General features: G+C 36.9%; 16 protein-coding genes. 11 read left to right on the forward strand and 5 right to left on the reverse strand.

The genetic code is table 11. From position 1 onward, the window contains the following. Nucleotides 1-35: 35 nt before the first annotated feature. Nucleotides 36-1,226, reverse strand: a complete 1,191-nt coding sequence (locus tag H0S70_RS10815; protein ID WP_088264929.1) for a phosphoglycerate kinase — start codon at nt 1,224-1,226, stop codon at nt 36-38. Between the two features lie 639 nt (nt 1,227-1,865). Here H0S70_RS10815 and rpiB point away from each other — a divergent pair. The 7 genes from rpiB to tsaB are packed head-to-tail and all read left to right on the forward strand — an operon-like array spanning nt 1,866 to nt 8,022. Continuing rightward, on the forward strand, nt 1,866-2,297 hold the full coding sequence (gene rpiB, locus H0S70_RS10820; RefSeq protein WP_123249440.1) for a ribose 5-phosphate isomerase B: 432 nt from the start codon (nt 1,866-1,868) through the stop codon (nt 2,295-2,297). 25 nt (nt 2,298-2,322) lie between these two features. Then, nucleotides 2,323-4,479 carry a ribonuclease R gene (gene rnr, locus H0S70_RS10825; protein WP_188320807.1) on the forward strand — a complete coding sequence of 719 codons (2,157 nt, stop codon included), beginning with the start codon at nt 2,323-2,325 and terminating at the stop codon, nt 4,477-4,479. A gap of 50 nt (nt 4,480-4,529) precedes the next feature. After that, on the forward strand, nt 4,530-5,210 hold the full coding sequence (locus H0S70_RS10830) for a LysE family translocator (protein ID WP_188320808.1): 681 nt from the start codon (nt 4,530-4,532) through the stop codon (nt 5,208-5,210). After that, nucleotides 5,210-6,139, forward strand: a complete 930-nt coding sequence (locus H0S70_RS10835) for a S66 peptidase family protein (RefSeq protein WP_188320809.1) — start codon at nt 5,210-5,212, stop codon at nt 6,137-6,139. Before H0S70_RS10830 ends, H0S70_RS10835 begins: the two co-directional genes overlap by 1 nt. A 4-nt stretch (nt 6,140-6,143) precedes the next feature. Next, nucleotides 6,144-6,515 (forward strand): YraN family protein, encoded by a 372-nt coding sequence (locus H0S70_RS10840; protein ID WP_031501215.1) that lies wholly within the window; start codon nt 6,144-6,146, stop codon nt 6,513-6,515. A gap of 25 nt (nt 6,516-6,540) precedes the next feature. After that, a complete protein-coding gene (locus H0S70_RS10845) occupies nt 6,541-7,293 on the forward strand; it encodes an SDR family NAD(P)-dependent oxidoreductase (protein ID WP_188320810.1) in 753 nt (250 codons plus the stop codon). A 51-nt stretch (nt 7,294-7,344) separates the two neighbouring features. Then, on the forward strand, nt 7,345-8,022 hold the full coding sequence (gene tsaB / locus H0S70_RS10850) for a tRNA (adenosine(37)-N6)-threonylcarbamoyltransferase complex dimerization subunit type 1 TsaB (protein WP_188320811.1): 678 nt from the start codon (nt 7,345-7,347) through the stop codon (nt 8,020-8,022). A gap of 58 nt (nt 8,023-8,080) precedes the next feature. On the opposite strand, the gene porW is transcribed toward tsaB, so the two are convergent. The 4 genes from porW to H0S70_RS10870 form a co-directional block, all read right to left on the reverse strand. Next, entirely contained in the window at nt 8,081-10,564 is a 2,484-nt protein-coding gene (gene porW / locus H0S70_RS10855) for a type IX secretion system periplasmic lipoprotein PorW/SprE (RefSeq protein WP_188320812.1), read from the reverse strand. Between the two features lie 89 nt (nt 10,565-10,653). Further along, a complete protein-coding gene (locus tag H0S70_RS10860; protein WP_188320813.1) occupies nt 10,654-11,211 on the reverse strand; it encodes a Maf family protein in 558 nt (185 codons plus the stop codon). Between the two features lie 9 nt (nt 11,212-11,220). Further along, the gene (locus tag H0S70_RS10865; protein WP_188320814.1) at nt 11,221-11,739 is read right to left on the reverse strand and encodes a KdsC family phosphatase; all 519 of its coding nucleotides are present in this window, start codon (nt 11,737-11,739) and stop codon (nt 11,221-11,223) included. After that, the gene (locus tag H0S70_RS10870; protein ID WP_188320815.1) at nt 11,729-12,481 is read right to left on the reverse strand and encodes a Rossmann-like and DUF2520 domain-containing protein; all 753 of its coding nucleotides are present in this window, start codon (nt 12,479-12,481) and stop codon (nt 11,729-11,731) included. The genes H0S70_RS10865 and H0S70_RS10870 overlap by 11 nt, the downstream gene beginning before the upstream one ends. Before the next feature lie 105 nt (nt 12,482-12,586). Between H0S70_RS10870 and H0S70_RS10875 the strand changes: the two genes are divergently transcribed. From H0S70_RS10875 to lepA, 4 genes are all read left to right on the forward strand, one after another. After that, nucleotides 12,587-13,138, forward strand: coding sequence for an RNA polymerase sigma factor (locus tag H0S70_RS10875; RefSeq protein WP_123903912.1), 552 nt, complete (start codon nt 12,587-12,589; stop codon nt 13,136-13,138). 35 nt (nt 13,139-13,173) lie between these two features. Next, nucleotides 13,174-13,728, forward strand: a complete 555-nt coding sequence (locus tag H0S70_RS10880) for a hypothetical protein (RefSeq protein ID WP_188320816.1) — start codon at nt 13,174-13,176, stop codon at nt 13,726-13,728. 12 nt (nt 13,729-13,740) lie between these two features. Continuing rightward, the gene (locus tag H0S70_RS10885; RefSeq protein WP_123903914.1) at nt 13,741-14,256 is read left to right on the forward strand and encodes a hypothetical protein; all 516 of its coding nucleotides are present in this window, start codon (nt 13,741-13,743) and stop codon (nt 14,254-14,256) included. Between the two features lie 189 nt (nt 14,257-14,445). Beyond that, nucleotides 14,446-16,242 carry a translation elongation factor 4 gene (gene lepA, locus H0S70_RS10890; protein WP_123249454.1) on the forward strand — a complete coding sequence of 599 codons (1,797 nt, stop codon included), beginning with the start codon at nt 14,446-14,448 and terminating at the stop codon, nt 16,240-16,242. Nucleotides 16,243-16,459: the final 217 nt, after the last annotated feature.

Here is a 16,459-nt window from a genome sequence, read left to right on the forward strand (position 1 = left end):
TTGAAAACTTTTTCTATTCTTAAAAATTAAATTAATTAACTATTGATTGCTTTTACACCCGGAAGTTCACGTCCTTCTAAACTTTCTAGCATTGCACCTCCTCCTGTTGAAACATAACTTACTTTATCAGCGTAATTGAATTGTTTTACAAATGCAACACTATCTCCTCCTCCAACTAAAGAAAAAGCTCCTAACTTAGTAGACTCAGCGATACTGTCTCCTAAAGCAATGGTACCCTCGGAAAAATTAGGCATTTCGAAAACTCCGATCGGTCCGTTCCATAGAATCGTTCTAGAATCCATCAATACATCGTGAAATAAATCTCTGGTTTTGAGTCCAGCATCCAATCCCATCCAACCATCAGGAATATCATAAATATCTACTTCTTTTCTGTCTGCATCATTGTTAAATTCATCTGCAATAATGGTATCTACAGGTAAATATACTTTTACATTCAATGCTTTTGCTTTTTCTAAAATTTCAAGTGCAAGATCTATCTTATCTACTTCAAGCAAAGAATTTCCAATACTTCCACCTAAAGCTTTAATAAAAGTAAATGCCATTCCTCCACCGATAATTAAATTATTTATAGCTGGTAAAATATTTTGTATAATGGTAATTTTAGTTGAAACTTTAGATCCGCCAAGTATTGCAGTTATGGGCTTTTCGCCACTTCTTAATACTTTATCAATGGCTTCCAGCTCTTTAGCCATCAATAAACCGAAGAATTTAGTTGAAGGGAAGAATTGCGCAATCACCGCAGTTGAAGCATGTTCTCTATGAGCTGTTGCAAATGCATCATTTACATAAGCATCGCCGTATTTAGATAATTTTTCAGCAAATTCTTTATCTCCAGCTTCTTCCTGTTCATAAAATCTGAGGTTTTCCAGAAGAAGTATTTCACCAGGTTTTAGATTAGCCTTCATGTTTTCAGCATCCTCACCTATGCAATCTTTACAGAACTTTACTTCTTTTCCAAGAACTGCTTCTATTTCCGGAACAATATTTTTTAGAGAAAACTGCTCAGAAAATTTTCCTTTTGGTCTTCCAAGATGTGTCATTAAAATTACTGATCCTCCATCATTCAGTATTTTATCGATCGTAGGTTTCACCGCTTGAATTCGGGTATTATCCGTTACTTTCAGATCTGCACTTTGGGGAACATTAAAATCAACCCGCACCAAAGCTTTTTTATCTTTGAAGTTGAAATCATTAATTGTTTTCATAAAAATCTCTGTTTTTTAGTTTCACAAATTTAAGATTAATTCGGTCGATTAAAAATTTAATTTGATATAAAATTCCACAATCCCAAAAGACTCATTCTATCTACACTATATTCTTTTTTTTAAAAAAGAATAAATGAATACTGTTGTTGTAGCGGCCGACTTTGGGGAAAAATAAAATCAATTATTTTGTCACAATTATTGGTAGACGAATTCATATATAATTCACATTGCAAGTGCTTGATTTTTAACTTAATTTAACATTTACCAACAATTGTGAATAAATCGTCCATAAAGGTTTTATTAAAAAATGTACTATGGAAAACTGCTTCGGTTTCTCCTCAAAACTTTCATTAACATTTTTTCTGAAAGTTCAATTGAATGTTGCAATATGAATTTAATATAAATAAAAAAAGGAAAATTTTTAAAGACTTATCCACACGAATTGCGAGTTATCCTCACAATCTATGTGCATTACTTTATGATTAATAAGGATAATGTTGAAAAATAATCCTCGTGCTTTTCCTTCGATCTGATCATTATTTTCTGTTAAATGCTCAGATTTTAAGGAGAATTGAAACCCTATTTATATTAATAATCATAAATTTGTATCAATTGAAAGTCTGATCATAAAAGAATAAAATGAAAAAAATAGCTATTGCTTGCGATCACGCAGGATTCGATTACAAAGAAATCATTAAAAAACATCTCGAAAATCAATATGAAATAGAAGATTTTGGCACTTACTCCAAAGATTCTGTGGATTATCCCGATTTTGTACATCCTGCGGCAAGTTCTGTAGAAAATGGAACAAATGATTTGGGAATTCTTATTTGTGGCAGCGGACAAGGTGTTTCCATTACTGCCAATAAGCATCAGCAAATCCGTTGTGCGTTGTGTTGGGATACCGAATTGGCAGCTTTAGCAAAACAACATAATAACGCGAATATGGTGGCAATTCCGGCAAGATTTATTTCCAGTGATTTGGCGATTAATATCGTAGAAACCTTCCTCAATACCGAGTTTGAAGGAGGAAGACATCAAAACAGAGTAGATAAGATTGCATGTTGCTGATCCACCACAATCAAAAAATAAATAAATGGCAAAAAAAAGCAAATTTATATCTCATAAAAACAATCATAAACTCCAAGAAATTGGGCGTTTGATTTTGTCTTTTATGAATAAAAACTCCACGAAAATCTATAATTATAAGCAGATTTCGGATGGAATAGATTATAAAAATCCGCGGCAACGCGAGCAGGTCATTCAGGCGCTGCACAAACTTATTTCCGAAGAGCGAATCAAGGAAGTAGAAAAAGGAAAATACATCATCAACCTTAAGATTGAAGGCACTTTAACAGGAATTATCGATTTCAACCAAGCAGGAAATGCTTACGTAAAAGTAGACGGAATTGATGAAGATATCTTTATCCATTCCAAAAATGTGAAGGATGCGCTACAAGGCGATAAAGTACTTATCGTAACCTATCACTTCAAAGGAAGAAAACTAGAAGGTTCGGTTTTGGAAGTTATCGAAAGAAATCGCAGCGAATTTGTCGGAACTTTCCAGTTGATTAAACATAAAGATTTCGGTTTTGTGGTTTGCGATAAAAAAACCATTAATACCGATATTTTTGTTCCTAAGGGTAAAATTGGTGGCGCAGAAGACGGTGATAAAGTGGTAGTGAAAATGACTGATTGGCGACCAGGAGAGAAAAATCCGGAAGGCGAAATCATCAAAGTTCTCGGAGCGCCAGGCGAACACGAAACCGAAATTCATTCTATTTTAGCGGAATATGGCCTACCCTACACTTTCCCCGAGGAAGTAGAAAAAGAAGCTGATGAAATCGATCGTAGGATTCTCGATAGTGAAGTGGCAAAGCGCCGCGATATGCGAAATATTTGCACCTTTACCATCGATCCAAAAGATGCGAAAGACTTCGATGATGCCCTTTCTATCAAGAGATTAGATAACGGAAACTGGGAAATCGGTGTTCATATTGCCGATGTTTCTCATTATGTAATTCCAGGAACTTTGTTGGATGATGAGGCTTACGACAGAGCAACTTCCGTTTATTTGGTGGATCGCGTGGTTCCGATGTTGCCCGAAGTTTTAAGCAATGATGTATGTTCATTACGACCGAATGAAGATAAATTCACTTTTTCCGCAGTTTTTGAGCTTGATGATCAGGCAAAAGTGGTCAAAGAATGGTTTGGAAGAACCGTAATTCATTCCGATCGAAGATTCAGCTACGAAGAAGCGCAGGAACGAATAGAAACTGGAAATGGTGATTTGGCAGAAGAAATCCTTACTTTGGATCGATTGGCTAAAATTCTTAGAAAAGAAAGAATCGATAATGGTGCGATCACTTTTGACCGAAGCGAAGTACGTTTCAACCTCGATGAGAACAGCGAACCAATTGGTGTTTATTTTAAAATCAGCAAAGATTCCAATCATTTAATTGAAGAATTTATGCTTTTGGCCAACCGAAAAGTTTCGGAATTTGTTTCCTTGAACAAAAGAGGCGAACCTACCGGAAATACCTTTATTTATCGTGTTCACGATGATCCTGATCCCACCAAATTAGAAGCTTTAAGAGAATTTGTGTCCACATTCGGCTACAAAATCGATTTGTCCAATACCAAGAAAGTCGCCCAATCTTTGAACAAGTTATTGCAAGATGTGAAGGGAAAAGCCGAAGAAAACATGATCGAAACATTGGCGATGCGATCGATGAGTAAAGCCATCTACTCTACCAATCCTATTGGGCATTACGGTTTAGGATTCGAGTATTATTCGCATTTCACCTCTCCCATCCGCCGATATCCGGATCTTATTGCGCACCGTTTGTTGCAACATTATCTTGATGGAGGAAAATCTCCTAATAAAGATGAAATCGAAGAAAAATGTAAGCATTGTAGCGCAATGGAAAGACTCGCTGCAGATGCAGAAAGAGATTCCATTAAATTTATGCAGGTTAAATTCATGGAGAAACATTTGGGTGAAGAATTTACCGGAGTTATTTCCGGCGTTGCCGATTTCGGTTTCTGGGTTCAAATCCCGGAAAACGGTGCAGAAGGCCTTATCAAACTTCGTGATTTGATGGATGATTCTTACCAATATGATGCTAAATCTCATGCAGTAATCGGTTCCAGAACCGGTAACAAATATCAATTGGGCGATAAAGTGAAAATTAAGGTAATGAAGGCGAATTTGATACAGAAACAACTGGATTTTAAAATTATTAATGATTAGATTTTAATAATTTTTATTTTCAAAACCAATCCATTACTATCTCATCAATTATGATTGAACTTATTTTATCCGCTGTAGGATTAGGAATAATGCTTAGTCTGGTCTTTCTCGGACCTATTTTTTTCCTGCTTATCGAAACCAGTTTTTCCCGTGGTCCGCGACATGCTTTTGCGTTGGATATGGGCGTTATTACGGCCGATATTATTTGCATCGTTGCGGCATTTTTTGCCAGTGCAGATTTGGTGCAACTGATTGATAAACATCCCGGTTTTTACCGCATTACGGCCTTTATCATCCTGATTTATGCGATTTATATGATTGTTTCCAAAACTAAAATGCATATCGCAGGGGAAGAAAAAATGATCAATCAGAATTATTTTAAAACCTTTCTCAACGGATTTTTCTTTAATATTCTGAATATCGGGGTCGTCCTTTTTTGGTTGGTGACGGTCATATCCGTGCGAAATGCCTATCCTAATCTCGATGAATTTCTTTTGTATATGGCTTTGGTGGTAGGAACTTATGTCATCATCGATATTTTAAAAATTTATCTTGCCAAGCAATTTCATGATAAGCTGACCGAAAAATTAGCCAATCAAATCCGAAAAGGAGTAGGTTTTATTTTAGTAGGTTTCAGCATTTTTATATTTCTACAAAGTTTTAAAAAATTCAACCAATTTGATCGAAAGTTGGAAGAAGCAGAAAAAACAGAACAAAAATTAAGCAAGTAATGGACAGCATCATTTTTCCCAAAAGCTTAAAAAAAGGAGATCAAATCGCCATTATTTCTCCAGCGGGATCGGTGAACGAATCTCAATTGGAAAATGGGTTAAAAATCATTGAATCAAAAGGTTATGAACCTGTTTTAGGCAAACACCTTTACACCAATTATTCGAATGGGTATTCCTATGCAGGAACTGAGAAAGAGCGAATTTCCGATATGAATTGGGCGTTCAATGAAGAAGAGATTTCTGCAATTTGGGCATCGCGAGGTGGTTATGGCTGTCAACATTTGCTAAGGAATTTAAGACTTTCAAAATTCAGAAAAAACCCGAAATGGTATATTGGATATTCGGATAACACCGTGATACAGAGTTATTTGATAAAAAATAATTTTGCTTCCATTCATGGACAAACCGTGAAAACTTCAAGTTTCGGCGTATCCGAAGAAAGTTATGATCTTACTTTCGATATTTTAGAAGGAAAACTACCGAAATATTCTATTGAAAAAAGCACTTTCAATAAAGATGGAAATGTTGAAGGAGAATTGGTTGGTGGAAATTTAGCCCTTATTTATGCGTTGCTTGGAACGCCTTATTCTTTCAATTTTAAAGATAAAATCCTTTTCATCGAAGACATTGGCGAGAATTATTACGCACTCGATCGCATGATGATTTCCCTTGATTTGGCCGGAGTTTTCAGGCAAATTAAAGGATTAATTGTCGGTGGAATGACCAATATGGGCAACGAAAAAGACAATAAAAACTACGAAGAAAGCTTCGATGAATTTGCCTATCAAATTATTTCGGAACGGTTGAAAAAGTATGATTTCCCCACCGTTTTTGGATTTCCAAATGGGCATATTCACGATAACCGTCCGCTGATTATTGGTGCAAAAGTAACTTTGAAATCCGATAAGAAAGTGGAAGTTAATTTCTAACAAAATGGCAGATCACAACGATTTCGGGAATTTAGCAGAAGACCTGGCTACAGAATATTTAGTTAAAAAAGGCTATAAAATTCTTGCGAGAAATTTTCATTTTCAGAAATTGGAAATTGATATCGTAGCTGAATATAATGAAATAATCGTCGTGACCGAAGTGAAAGCTCGCAGTTACACGACGGTTATTGAACCACAAGAAGCCGTAACCAAAGGAAAAATAAAGTCGATTGTTTTATGCGCAGATTTCTTCATGAAAGAGAGAAAACTCGACAAAGAAGTACGTTTCGATATCATCACCATTGTTCCCGATTCGGCCGGAGTTATGCAAATAACCCATATCGAAGATGCTTTTCAGAGTTTCGATGCCAATTAATTATTAAACAATTTCTTTTTAAAATATGAAAACAGCACTAATCACCGGAGCCACCTCGGGTATTGGAAAAGCTACTGCAAAATTGTTTGCTAATCAAGGCTTTAAACTTGTTATTTGCGGAAGACGAACCGATGTTTTAGAGGAATTAAAAGTTGAACTTTCCCGATTTACCGAAGTTTTTGCTTTAAACTTCGATCAAAGAATTTTCAGTGAAGTTGAAAAAGCAATTCTTTCCCTACCTGAAAACTTTAAAAATATTGACATTCTCATTAATAATGCCGGAAATGCACATGGATTAGAACCACTTTCCGAAGGAAGAATTGAGGATTGGGATGCGATGATGGATGGAAATGTGAAGGGACTTTTGTACGTTTCTAAACTCATAATTCCTGGAATGAAAGCCAAAAATTCGGGACATATTGTGAATATTTCTTCCGTTGCGGCCAAACAAACGTATGCCAACGGCGTGGTTTATTGCGCTTCAAAAAGAGCAGTGGATGTAATTTCCGAAGGAATGCGCCTAGAACTTACCGAATTCGGAATTAAAGTGACCAATATCCAGCCCGGATTGGTTGAAACCGATTTTTCAAAAGTTCGTTTCAAAGGGGATGAAGACCGAGCAAATACCGTTTATCAGGGTTTTAAAGCTTTGGAAGCTAAAGATGTCGCCGATGCAATTTCCTATTGTGTGAATACTCCGAAACATGTAGCCATTTCAGATTTAACGATTTATCCGAGTGCGCAAAGTGAACCGAGAACAGTTTATAAAAATTTGTAAAAATCATTTCCCAACATGATTTGATTGTCTTTGAATTCCTAAATTTGCCGCATGAAAATCCTCCATATCGAAACCTCGTCGAAAAACTGTTCCGTTGCCATCTCCGATGGCGAAGAATTGCTGTGCTTATGTGAAGAAGTTTCAGAAAATTATAAGCAGTCCGAAAGTCTTCACACCTTTGTAGAATGGGCTTTGGAAGGCGCTGAAATTTCGCTCCAGGATTTAGATGCTGTTTCTCTGGGAATGGGACCCGGTTCCTACACCGGCTTGCGAATTGGCTCCTCCGCCGCAAAAGGTTTTTGTTATGGGCTAAAAATTCCTTTAATCGCCGTAAATTCTATGGAAACGATGATAGACCCGTTTTTAAGCCGCGATTTTGATCTTGTGATCCCATTGCTCGATGCAAGAAGAATGGAGGTTTATACCGCCGTTTTCAACGGAAAAACCGGGGAGATGCTCTCGGAAACCGAAGCGAAAATTTTAGACGAGACTTCTTTTCAAGAATTTAAAGATCAAAAGGTGATTTTCGTGGGTGATGGAGCCGCGAAGGCGAAAGATATTTTGCAACTTCCTAACGCGGAATTTGATGAAAAGATCTACCCTTCCGCGAAATTTTTAATAAAAAAATCGGTAGAGAAATTCAATCATCAGGATTTTGAAGATGTTGCTTATTTCGAACCCTTTTATCTGAAAGAATTTCAAGGCGTAAAGAAGAAAAGCAAATCATAAAAATTTATTATTCAATACTAAAAATAGGCTGTCTCGAAATTGGGACAGCCTATTTATTTTATTGTATTTGCGCAGGTTTTTCCAATTGCAAACTTTTTCCAGGCCTTCTCAAAGGTGGTGTTGCATCTGTATTCGATCTTCCCTGTGGTGTCGCAAGTTCTGTGGTTTGTTCTTGTGAACGCATTGGCGAAGGAGCTGCATCATCTTCCTGAATTTGTGGTTTTCCAGGTCCGGAAGTTTGGTTTTTATTGCCGTTTTCGTCAGTTATTTCCATCACCAAATCACTTTTTAAGTACTTCAGCATTTCTTTAGCTTTTTCGCCTTCGAGCGTTCTGGAATAGTTGAGCGCAATTTGTTCGAGTTGCAAAATCATGATTTCCTTCCCTGCTATTTTTCCGGAATTAAAGGCATTTAATAAAGCAAATTTCGGAACGAGTGCATCTTTCGGATATTTTTCTAATGAGCTTTCAATCAATGTTTTACTTTCTGTATACTTTTCTTTGCTATATAAATCGAAAGCTTCAGCATAAGCTTTTTCTACTTCTTCCGATGATTTTGCGAAGGCATTATTTTTAGGATTTTTCACAAATTCCGCATACGAAGTGTAAGGAAATTCGGTGAGTATCATTTGTTTTGCTCTTTCGCCGGCTGCAGGATTCTCTTCGTAATTAAAGGCAAAAATACTGTACAAAGCTTGTAATTTGGTTTCCTGATCAGGATTGGAATCAACAAGATCGTAGAGAGTTTTGGTCGCCAATGGCGTATCGGAAAAGAAATTTTCATACATTCTTCCAAGCCCTAAACTTGCCGTATCGCGTGCTTTTTTTAGTGCTAATATTTCCTCGGTTTTGGTAGGGATTTTCTCAATGTAAAAGCTCGGCTCCAGTCTTCGCGGATCCGGCGCTGAGGAAATTCCCATGGCTTCATTTTTAAGGTCTTCGATCGAGTTGCTTCGCGCGGAAGTACGCCAATTGTCGCTCAAGCTTCGGTTTCCCCAGATTTGTTTAAAGCTGGCTTCCCCTTTAGCTACGGTACTCAAATTGGCAAAATAGAAACCTCCTTTTTGAGTTCCAAAATCCTGAAAACCACTTTGGTTATTAGCAAAAATTGAGTTAGAAGAATAATCTCCGGTGTCGAAACCTTGGCTTCTTTCGTTTCTTTTTCTTTCGAGTTCTTCCTTGGCTTCTTTAGCTTTTATGGCTTCGATATGTTTGTTGAAATAAGCGATTCTTTCGGCTTCCGGCATTTTGGTTAATGCCAAAATACTGTCATTTTTTTTGATTAAATAATAATTGGCAGAAACCTGTTTGATGTTCGATGATTTCTCCTCCAAAAGAATTTTCGATGGTTGATAGGTCATTACCGCCAAAGCAGAATCGTAGTAAGCACCGGCCGAAAGGTAATCGCTTTCTTCGAAAAACCCCTTCCCGATTTCGTAATAATCGAGTCCACGAATTTGCGGATCCGATAATTTTTCTTTCAAAGATTGAGCGAAATAAGCTTTGGCTTCCTCTTTTTTTCCGGCTTTGTTGGCCATTAAGCCCAGTGCGTAATAAAACTCATTTTTTCGGGAAGCGTATGTTCCTTTTTTACTTATTTTCTCGATGTATTCTTTTGCGCCTTCGTAATCGTCTTTTCCATTAAAGGTTTTGGCGATTTCAATTTGCGACTTCACTTCAAATTCGAAATTGTTGGCATTTTTGTAAGCGGAAACAAAGCTTTCTCTTGCTTCTTCATTTTTGCCAAGATTCGCCAGGATTTGCCCTCTTAAAAATGCAATTCTGCTTCTTAATTTTCTGTTTTTGTTAAGCGCATACGCATCTACGAGTTCGGAAATCGCATCTTCTTTTTTTCCGGCTTGCAAAAGCATTTCTGAGTAATAAATGCTGAGTAATTTTTTATAATCTTTCTTGAGATCCTCTTTTTTTAATTCCGCAAAAACGTCTTGTGCTCTCGCAAAATCTCCCATTTTCGAGTAAGCCAATCCCTGATAAATTTTTGCCAATGGAAGTCTTTTATCTTTTCTCATGTTCGAAAAAATATAATTTAGACCATCCAATGCTTCTAGTGGTTTGTTGTTGTAAATTCTTGCTTGAGCGAGCAAAATATGGGCATCGAAAATCTTTTTATTTTTTTCCTCTCCCCCTTTCATTACAGAATATTTGGCAATGGTTTTCAGTGCTTTAGCTTCAGAAATTTCAAGAATTGACGCGCCCGATTTCATCGGTACATTGGCAGAATTTCTTCCTGGAACACCCGGTCCGTTTAAATTGGGATCTTCACCAAACATTCCGCTGGATTGTAAATCGGTTCCCAAAGGTTGCTCATCATAAGTTAAAAGCTGAATATAAGGTGCATAAAAATTGTCCTGATGAGCCTTATCACGGTTTTTCAGTTCGGTTTGCAGCGCTTCTTTACTGTTGAAAAGAGTGTTGTAATAGGAGAAAAATCCTTTCATAAAGGAAGAATCGTTGTTCTTTTTCCTAGTAGAACAAGAGTTGAGAACGGTGATTGCTAAAAGGAAGTAGATCGTTTTTTTCATTATTTGATAATAACTTGTAAATCGGCATTTTAGTATAAAATTACCGGCTAATTTTTGTAAAAATAATGATTTTTTACTTTTACCATTTATTATTGAAAATCTTTTAGTAGCGCATAAACCAAATGCGTAGGAAGTCCCATAATCGTGTAAAAACTTCCGTTGATCTTTTTAATCTTCGCCATGCCGAACCATTCCTGCACGCCGTAGCTTCCTGCTTTATCGAAAGGCTTGCAACGGGTGATGTAGTTGCCGATTTCCTCTTCGGTCAGTATTTCAGTTTCTACTTCCGCAATATCCGTCACAGAAACGCATTTTTTTGTGCTTCGAAGCGTGATTCCGGTAAGAACCTGATGGGTATTTCCGGAAAGTTTTCGGAGCATTTCTTTGGCCTCGTTTTCATCTTTTGGTTTTCCGAGAATTTCGTTTCCAATCGCAACAATGGTATCTGCGGTGATTAGAATTTCGTTCTTTGAAAGCTTTTTATAGGCATTGGATTTCAGTTCAGATAGGTATTCCGCTACTTTTTCGATCGCTAAATCTTTCGGATAAATTTCATCACAATCAACTTTTACGGATTCAAATTCAATATTTAAACTCGTTAAAAGCTCTTTTCTTCGCGGAGAGTTGGAGGCTAATAATATTTTCATCCTTAAATTTTAAGTGCTTTTGGTATCATCTTCCATCCATTTTCCCTGAACTTTCATCACCTGTTCGATAACGTCGCGAACGGCACCTTTTCCGCCTTCGATTGGGGAAATATATGCTGAAATGGCTTTCACTTCCGGAACCGAATTTTTCGGGCAGGTTGCAATCCCCGAAGCTTTCATCATTTTGATGTCTGGTAAATCGTCGCCCATCGTTAAAATTTCATCGTCCTGAAGACCATATTTTTGTTTGAATTCTTCATATTTTGCAATTTTATCGGAGATTTTGGCGTGGTATTCCGTAATTCCAAGATAATTGATTCGGTTTCTCACCGCAGGATCGTCGCCACCGGTGATGACGCAGATTTTGTAATCGTTTTTCACTGCTTTTACCACCGCGTATCCGTCCAATACATTCATCACGCGGCACATGCTTTTGTCCGGCATCAAATAGACGCTTCCGTCGGTAAAAACTCCGTCTACATCGAAAACGAAGGCCTTTATATTTTGTAATTTTGATTTATAACTCATACATTTTCTTTATCGATTCGTTGATGGTTTTGTAGATTTTAAGATGTTCTTCATCTTTAATTAAAGCTTCATGAAGTTGCAAAACCCTTTGGTCATTTCTCACGGCGGGACCAGTTTGTGCGGATTTTGGTTCAATTTCATGGATTTTTTGAACAGTTTCGTCGATTAATGGCAAAAAATAATCAAAAGGAATATTTTGGGAATCCGAAATTTCTTTGGCTCTTGCAAAAAGATGATTCACAAAATTGCAGGCAAAAACCGCGGTGAGGTGAATGTATTTTCTTTTTTCATAATCGGAAATTGTTACTTTTTTCGAAATTTGAGAAGCGAGATTTCTCAGCACTTCTAAATCTTCCGCATTTTCCGCTTCTACAAAAAACGGAATTTCTTCGTACTGAAGTTCCTTCGATTTGGAGAAAGTTTGCAGCGGGTAAAAACTTGCTTTTCGGTAATTTCCTTGAAGAATTTCTTTGGGCAAAGAGCCGGAAGTGTGTGCTACCAAAGCGTTTTCATTAAGAATTTTAGCAGAAATAGTTTCTACTGAATCATCATTTACTGAAATCAAATACAAATCTGCGTGTGCAATTTCTGATGTGGAAAAAGGAATTTTAAATTCTTCTGATATTTCTTTCAGCGCCAATTCGTTGCGGCCAAAAATTTGGGTAACGGGAATATTTTTTTGAGAAAACGCTTTCGCTAAATGATAAGCGACGTTGCCGGACCCGATGATTACAATCTTCATTAAAATTTAATTAGTAACAAAGATAATTATTTGGTTTGGACTAAAAATTCAAATACCAATTTAACTTTTAAGTAAATTTACCATCAAAAACCCGAAAGCATCTCAATGAAGATTCAGGAAAGCGAAATTATAGAGTTGATGTCTAGCGAAAAAACCCGTGAAAAGGGCGTTCGCCAGATGATGGATGCATATCAGAGCAGGTTGTATTGGCATATCAGAAGAATAGTGGTGGACCATGATTTGGCGCAGGATACTTTGCAGGATACTTTTATTAAGGCATACCAGAATTTTCATCAGTTTAAGCAGGACAGCCATTTATACACTTGGCTTTATCGGATCGCAACCAACGAATCTTTGCAACAGCTGAAAAAATCGAAAAGAATGCAAAAATCGGATGAAGAAACCGAACATCACTTGCAAAATCTGGTTGCAGATAATGTTTCTGCGGAGGCCGAAGAAATTCAGGTTTTGTTGCAAAAAGCAATTCAATCCTTGCCGGAGAAGCAAAAATTGGTGTTTACCATGAGATATTATGATGATTTACCCTACGAAGAAATTTCTAAAATTCTCGACATGTCGGTGGGAACATTGAAAACAAATTACCATTACGCAAAACAAAAAGTTGAAGTGTACATCAAAGCGAATTACACCGAATAATTGATTGGATTGAATTTGAAAAGCCAAATTTTAAGATGAAAAATTTAGATATAGAACATTTAGAACGTAAAAATATTTACAAAGTTCCCGAGGAAAGTTTTTTTGCGGAAATTCAGGCAAATGTTTTGAAAGAAACCGCACCAAAAAAGGAGACCAAAACCGTGAAACTGAACTGGATGTACGCTGCTGCCGCGGCAATGGCGATGGTTTTTGGAGCTACTTTTGTTATTAACCAAAATGAAAAAGCAGAACCACAAAACTTAACCGCAACAGAAATTTCTAACCAGAATACAAGTATTGTAAATAATTCAGAATCAATCATTAAACCTGATAATGAAGCGAAAATTGCTTATCAAACTTTAAATGATGATTTAACTTCCATAGAAGTAAATGATCCAAAAGAAAGCGAAACTAAAGTGAAAGTTGCTGACAATACAGAAACAAAAACCGTTGCAACCAAGAACGTACAAACTGCAGTTCAAACTCCGGAAGTTCAGGTTGATCAAATACTATCGAGTTTCACCTCCACTGAATTGGCAGATTTAGGGAAAAATGCGGAACAAGATATTTATTTGGATCTGTATAATTAAATTGAAAAAGACATGAAAAAGACTTTATTGATAGTAATGGTTCTGCTATTTGCATCCAACAATAGTTTTGCTCAAGAGCAGAAGTATGATTGGAAGAAAATGAAACCTGAACAGCGAAAAGAACTGATCCAAAATATGAGTCCAGACGATAGAATGAAGTTGTTGAAACAATTTCGGGAAAACATGATGGTAGAAGAACTGGAGGTTGCTGCAGATGAACAAGCTGAGTTTAAAAACCTTTTTGCAGAATATCAGGAAAAACAAAACGAAATCAAAAAGAAGTTCAAGACGAGTGAGGATTATGATAATATGAGCGATGAAGAGGCAAAACAAAGACTCAATGAAAGTTTCGAAATAGGACAGCAACTTTTGGATAACAGAAGGATTTATTCACAAAAATTCATGAAAGTGATTAAGCCACAGCAAGTACTTCAGATGTACCAAACCGAAGGGAAGATGCGAAACAAAATATTAGACAAAAAACAAGACGGATCCGGGAAAACCCTTCCGCAGCGCAGGCGACCATAATAGTTTATTTTTTTAATGTTTGAACGACCTCTGTAATTTTTTTGCGGAGGTCGTTCTTTTTTCTAAATTAAAAATCTATTCTATTAAAATTAGCGGATTTCAGAGGTTTTATTGAAGAAATCAAGGCCATTTTAAACATTCAACAAAATCCGCTAAAAAATACTAAATTTGCAAACTATCTAGAATTGAATGAAAAACATACGAAACTTTTGCATCATTGCACATATCGACCACGGAAAATCTACTTTGGCTGACCGGCTTTTGGAATACACCAATACCGTTACCCAAAGAGAATTGCAATCGCAAACCTTGGACGACATGGACCTCGAAAAAGAGCGTGGAATTACCATAAAATCTCATGCAATACAAATGGATTATGAGCTGGATGGAGAACAATATGTACTCAACCTGATCGACACTCCGGGCCACGTTGATTTCTCCTATGAAGTATCTCGCTCGATCGCCGCTTGTGAAGGTGCGCTTCTGATTGTAGACGCTGCACAAAGTATTCAGGCACAAACGATTAGTAATTTGTATTTGGCGTTGGAAAATGATTTAACCATTATTCCTGTCCTCAACAAAATCGATTTACCGTCAGCAAATCCGGAAGAGGTAACCGATGAGATTATGAATCTTATTGGATGCGATTATGAAGATGTACTCCGCGTTTCCGGGAAAACTGGCGAAGGCGTGCATGAACTTCTGGAGCAAATTGTGAAAAGAATTCCTGCTCCAGTTGGTAATGAAGACGGACCGCTTCAGGCGCTTATTTTTGACTCTGTTTATAATCCGTTCCGAGGAATTGAAGCCTATTTTAAAGTCGTAAACGGAAGCATCAAGAAAGGTCAGCGCATCAAATTTATGGCGACCGATAAGATGTACGAAGCAGATGAGGTAGGAACTTTAAAACTAAAACAAGTTCCAAAAAAAGAAATCAAAACAGGCGATGTAGGTTATATTATTTCCGGGATTAAAGATGCCCGCGAAGTGAAAGTAGGAGATACTATTACCACTTTCGAGAATGGTGCTGCAGCTCCTATTGAAGGATTCGAGGAGGTGAAGCCTATGGTTTTTGCCGGGATTTATCCGATAGAATCAGAAGATTTTGAAGAATTAAGATTTTCATTGGAAAAACTGAGATTGAATGACGCGTCACTTGTTTTCGAGCCAGAAAGTTCAGCCGCGCTTGGATTTGGTTTCCGATGTGGATTTTTAGGAATGCTTCACATGGAAATTGTTCAGGAAAGACTCGACAGGGAATTCAATATGGACGTGATTACCACCGTTCCGAACGTTTCTTACCACGGATATACCAAGAAAGAACCTGAAAAAGCAATCTTGATCAATAACCCATCGGAAATGATGGATCCTACTACGATGGATCGGGTAGAAGAACCTTATATAAAAGCCACCATCATTACTAAATCCGAATTTGTAGGTCCGGTGATGACTTTGTGTATTGAAAAAAGAGGTGAAATCGTCAACCAAAGTTATCTTACTTCAGAGAGAGTAGAGTTGGTGTTCAATATGCCTTTGGCGGAAGTTGTTTTTGATTTTTATGACCGTTTGAAATCCATTTCAAAAGGATATGCGTCCTTTGATTATCATCCAATTGGTTTCCGTCCATCAAAATTGGTGAAAATGGATATCCTGATTAATGGTGATATGGTCGATGCACTTTCCTCATTAATTCACGAAAGCAACGCCTATTACATCGGAAAAAGAATGTGCGAAAAACTTCGCGAATTAATTCCACGACAACAATTTGATATTGCTGTTCAGGCGGCTTTAGGAACCAAAGTTATCGCCAGAGAAACCATCAAAGCATTAAGAAAAGATGTTACCGCAAAATGTTACGGAGGTGATATTTCCAGAAAGCGTAAACTCCTCGAAAAGCAGAAAGAAGGTAAGAAAAAGATGAAGCAAATCGGTAGAGTAGAGGTTCCACAAACGGCATTTATGGCGGTACTGAAACTGAATGATTAAATCAATAGATTCAAGATTTCAGATCCAAGAATCAAGATAAATAAAATCCGCAGAATTTTCTGTGGATTTTTTATTACTTTTATAAAATGAATTGGAAAACAATAACTAGTACAATAATTCTTTTTTATATATTATTTTTGGTTATCTCCACCAAATTATTTCTTAATATTGGAATTACTTTAGGAACACTAATGGAATTTTCAGTTATTCCGCTATT

Source organism: Chryseobacterium manosquense (assembly GCF_014623485.1).
Taxonomy (GTDB): domain Bacteria; phylum Bacteroidota; class Bacteroidia; order Flavobacteriales; family Weeksellaceae; genus Kaistella; species Kaistella haifensis.

Bases quoted from the DNA above. Each gene is read 5' to 3' on its own strand.
- H0S70_RS10815 (WP_088264929.1), bottom strand. From the start codon at position 1,226: ATGAAAACAATTAATGATTTCAACTTCAAAGATAAAAAAGCTTTGGTG.
- rpiB (WP_123249440.1), top strand. From the start codon at position 1,866: ATGAAAAAAATAGCTATTGCTTGCGATCACGCAGGATTCGATTACAAA.
- rnr (WP_188320807.1), top strand. From the start codon at position 2,323: ATGGCAAAAAAAAGCAAATTTATATCTCATAAAAACAATCATAAACTC.
- H0S70_RS10830 (WP_188320808.1), top strand. From the start codon at position 4,530: ATGATTGAACTTATTTTATCCGCTGTAGGATTAGGAATAATGCTTAGT.
- H0S70_RS10835 (WP_188320809.1), top strand. From the start codon at position 5,210: ATGGACAGCATCATTTTTCCCAAAAGCTTAAAAAAAGGAGATCAAATC.
- H0S70_RS10840 (WP_031501215.1), top strand. From the start codon at position 6,144: ATGGCAGATCACAACGATTTCGGGAATTTAGCAGAAGACCTGGCTACA.
- H0S70_RS10845 (WP_188320810.1), top strand. From the start codon at position 6,541: ATGAAAACAGCACTAATCACCGGAGCCACCTCGGGTATTGGAAAAGCT.
- tsaB (WP_188320811.1), top strand. From the start codon at position 7,345: ATGAAAATCCTCCATATCGAAACCTCGTCGAAAAACTGTTCCGTTGCC.
- porW (WP_188320812.1), bottom strand. From the start codon at position 10,564: ATGAAAAAAACGATCTACTTCCTTTTAGCAATCACCGTTCTCAACTCT.
- H0S70_RS10860 (WP_188320813.1), bottom strand. From the start codon at position 11,211: ATGAAAATATTATTAGCCTCCAACTCTCCGCGAAGAAAAGAGCTTTTA.
- H0S70_RS10865 (WP_188320814.1), bottom strand. From the start codon at position 11,739: ATGAGTTATAAATCAAAATTACAAAATATAAAGGCCTTCGTTTTCGAT.
- H0S70_RS10870 (WP_188320815.1), bottom strand. From the start codon at position 12,481: ATGAAGATTGTAATCATCGGGTCCGGCAACGTCGCTTATCATTTAGCG.
- H0S70_RS10875 (WP_123903912.1), top strand. From the start codon at position 12,587: ATGAAGATTCAGGAAAGCGAAATTATAGAGTTGATGTCTAGCGAAAAA.
- H0S70_RS10880 (WP_188320816.1), top strand. From the start codon at position 13,174: ATGAAAAATTTAGATATAGAACATTTAGAACGTAAAAATATTTACAAA.
- H0S70_RS10885 (WP_123903914.1), top strand. From the start codon at position 13,741: ATGAAAAAGACTTTATTGATAGTAATGGTTCTGCTATTTGCATCCAAC.
- lepA (WP_123249454.1), top strand. From the start codon at position 14,446: ATGAAAAACATACGAAACTTTTGCATCATTGCACATATCGACCACGGA.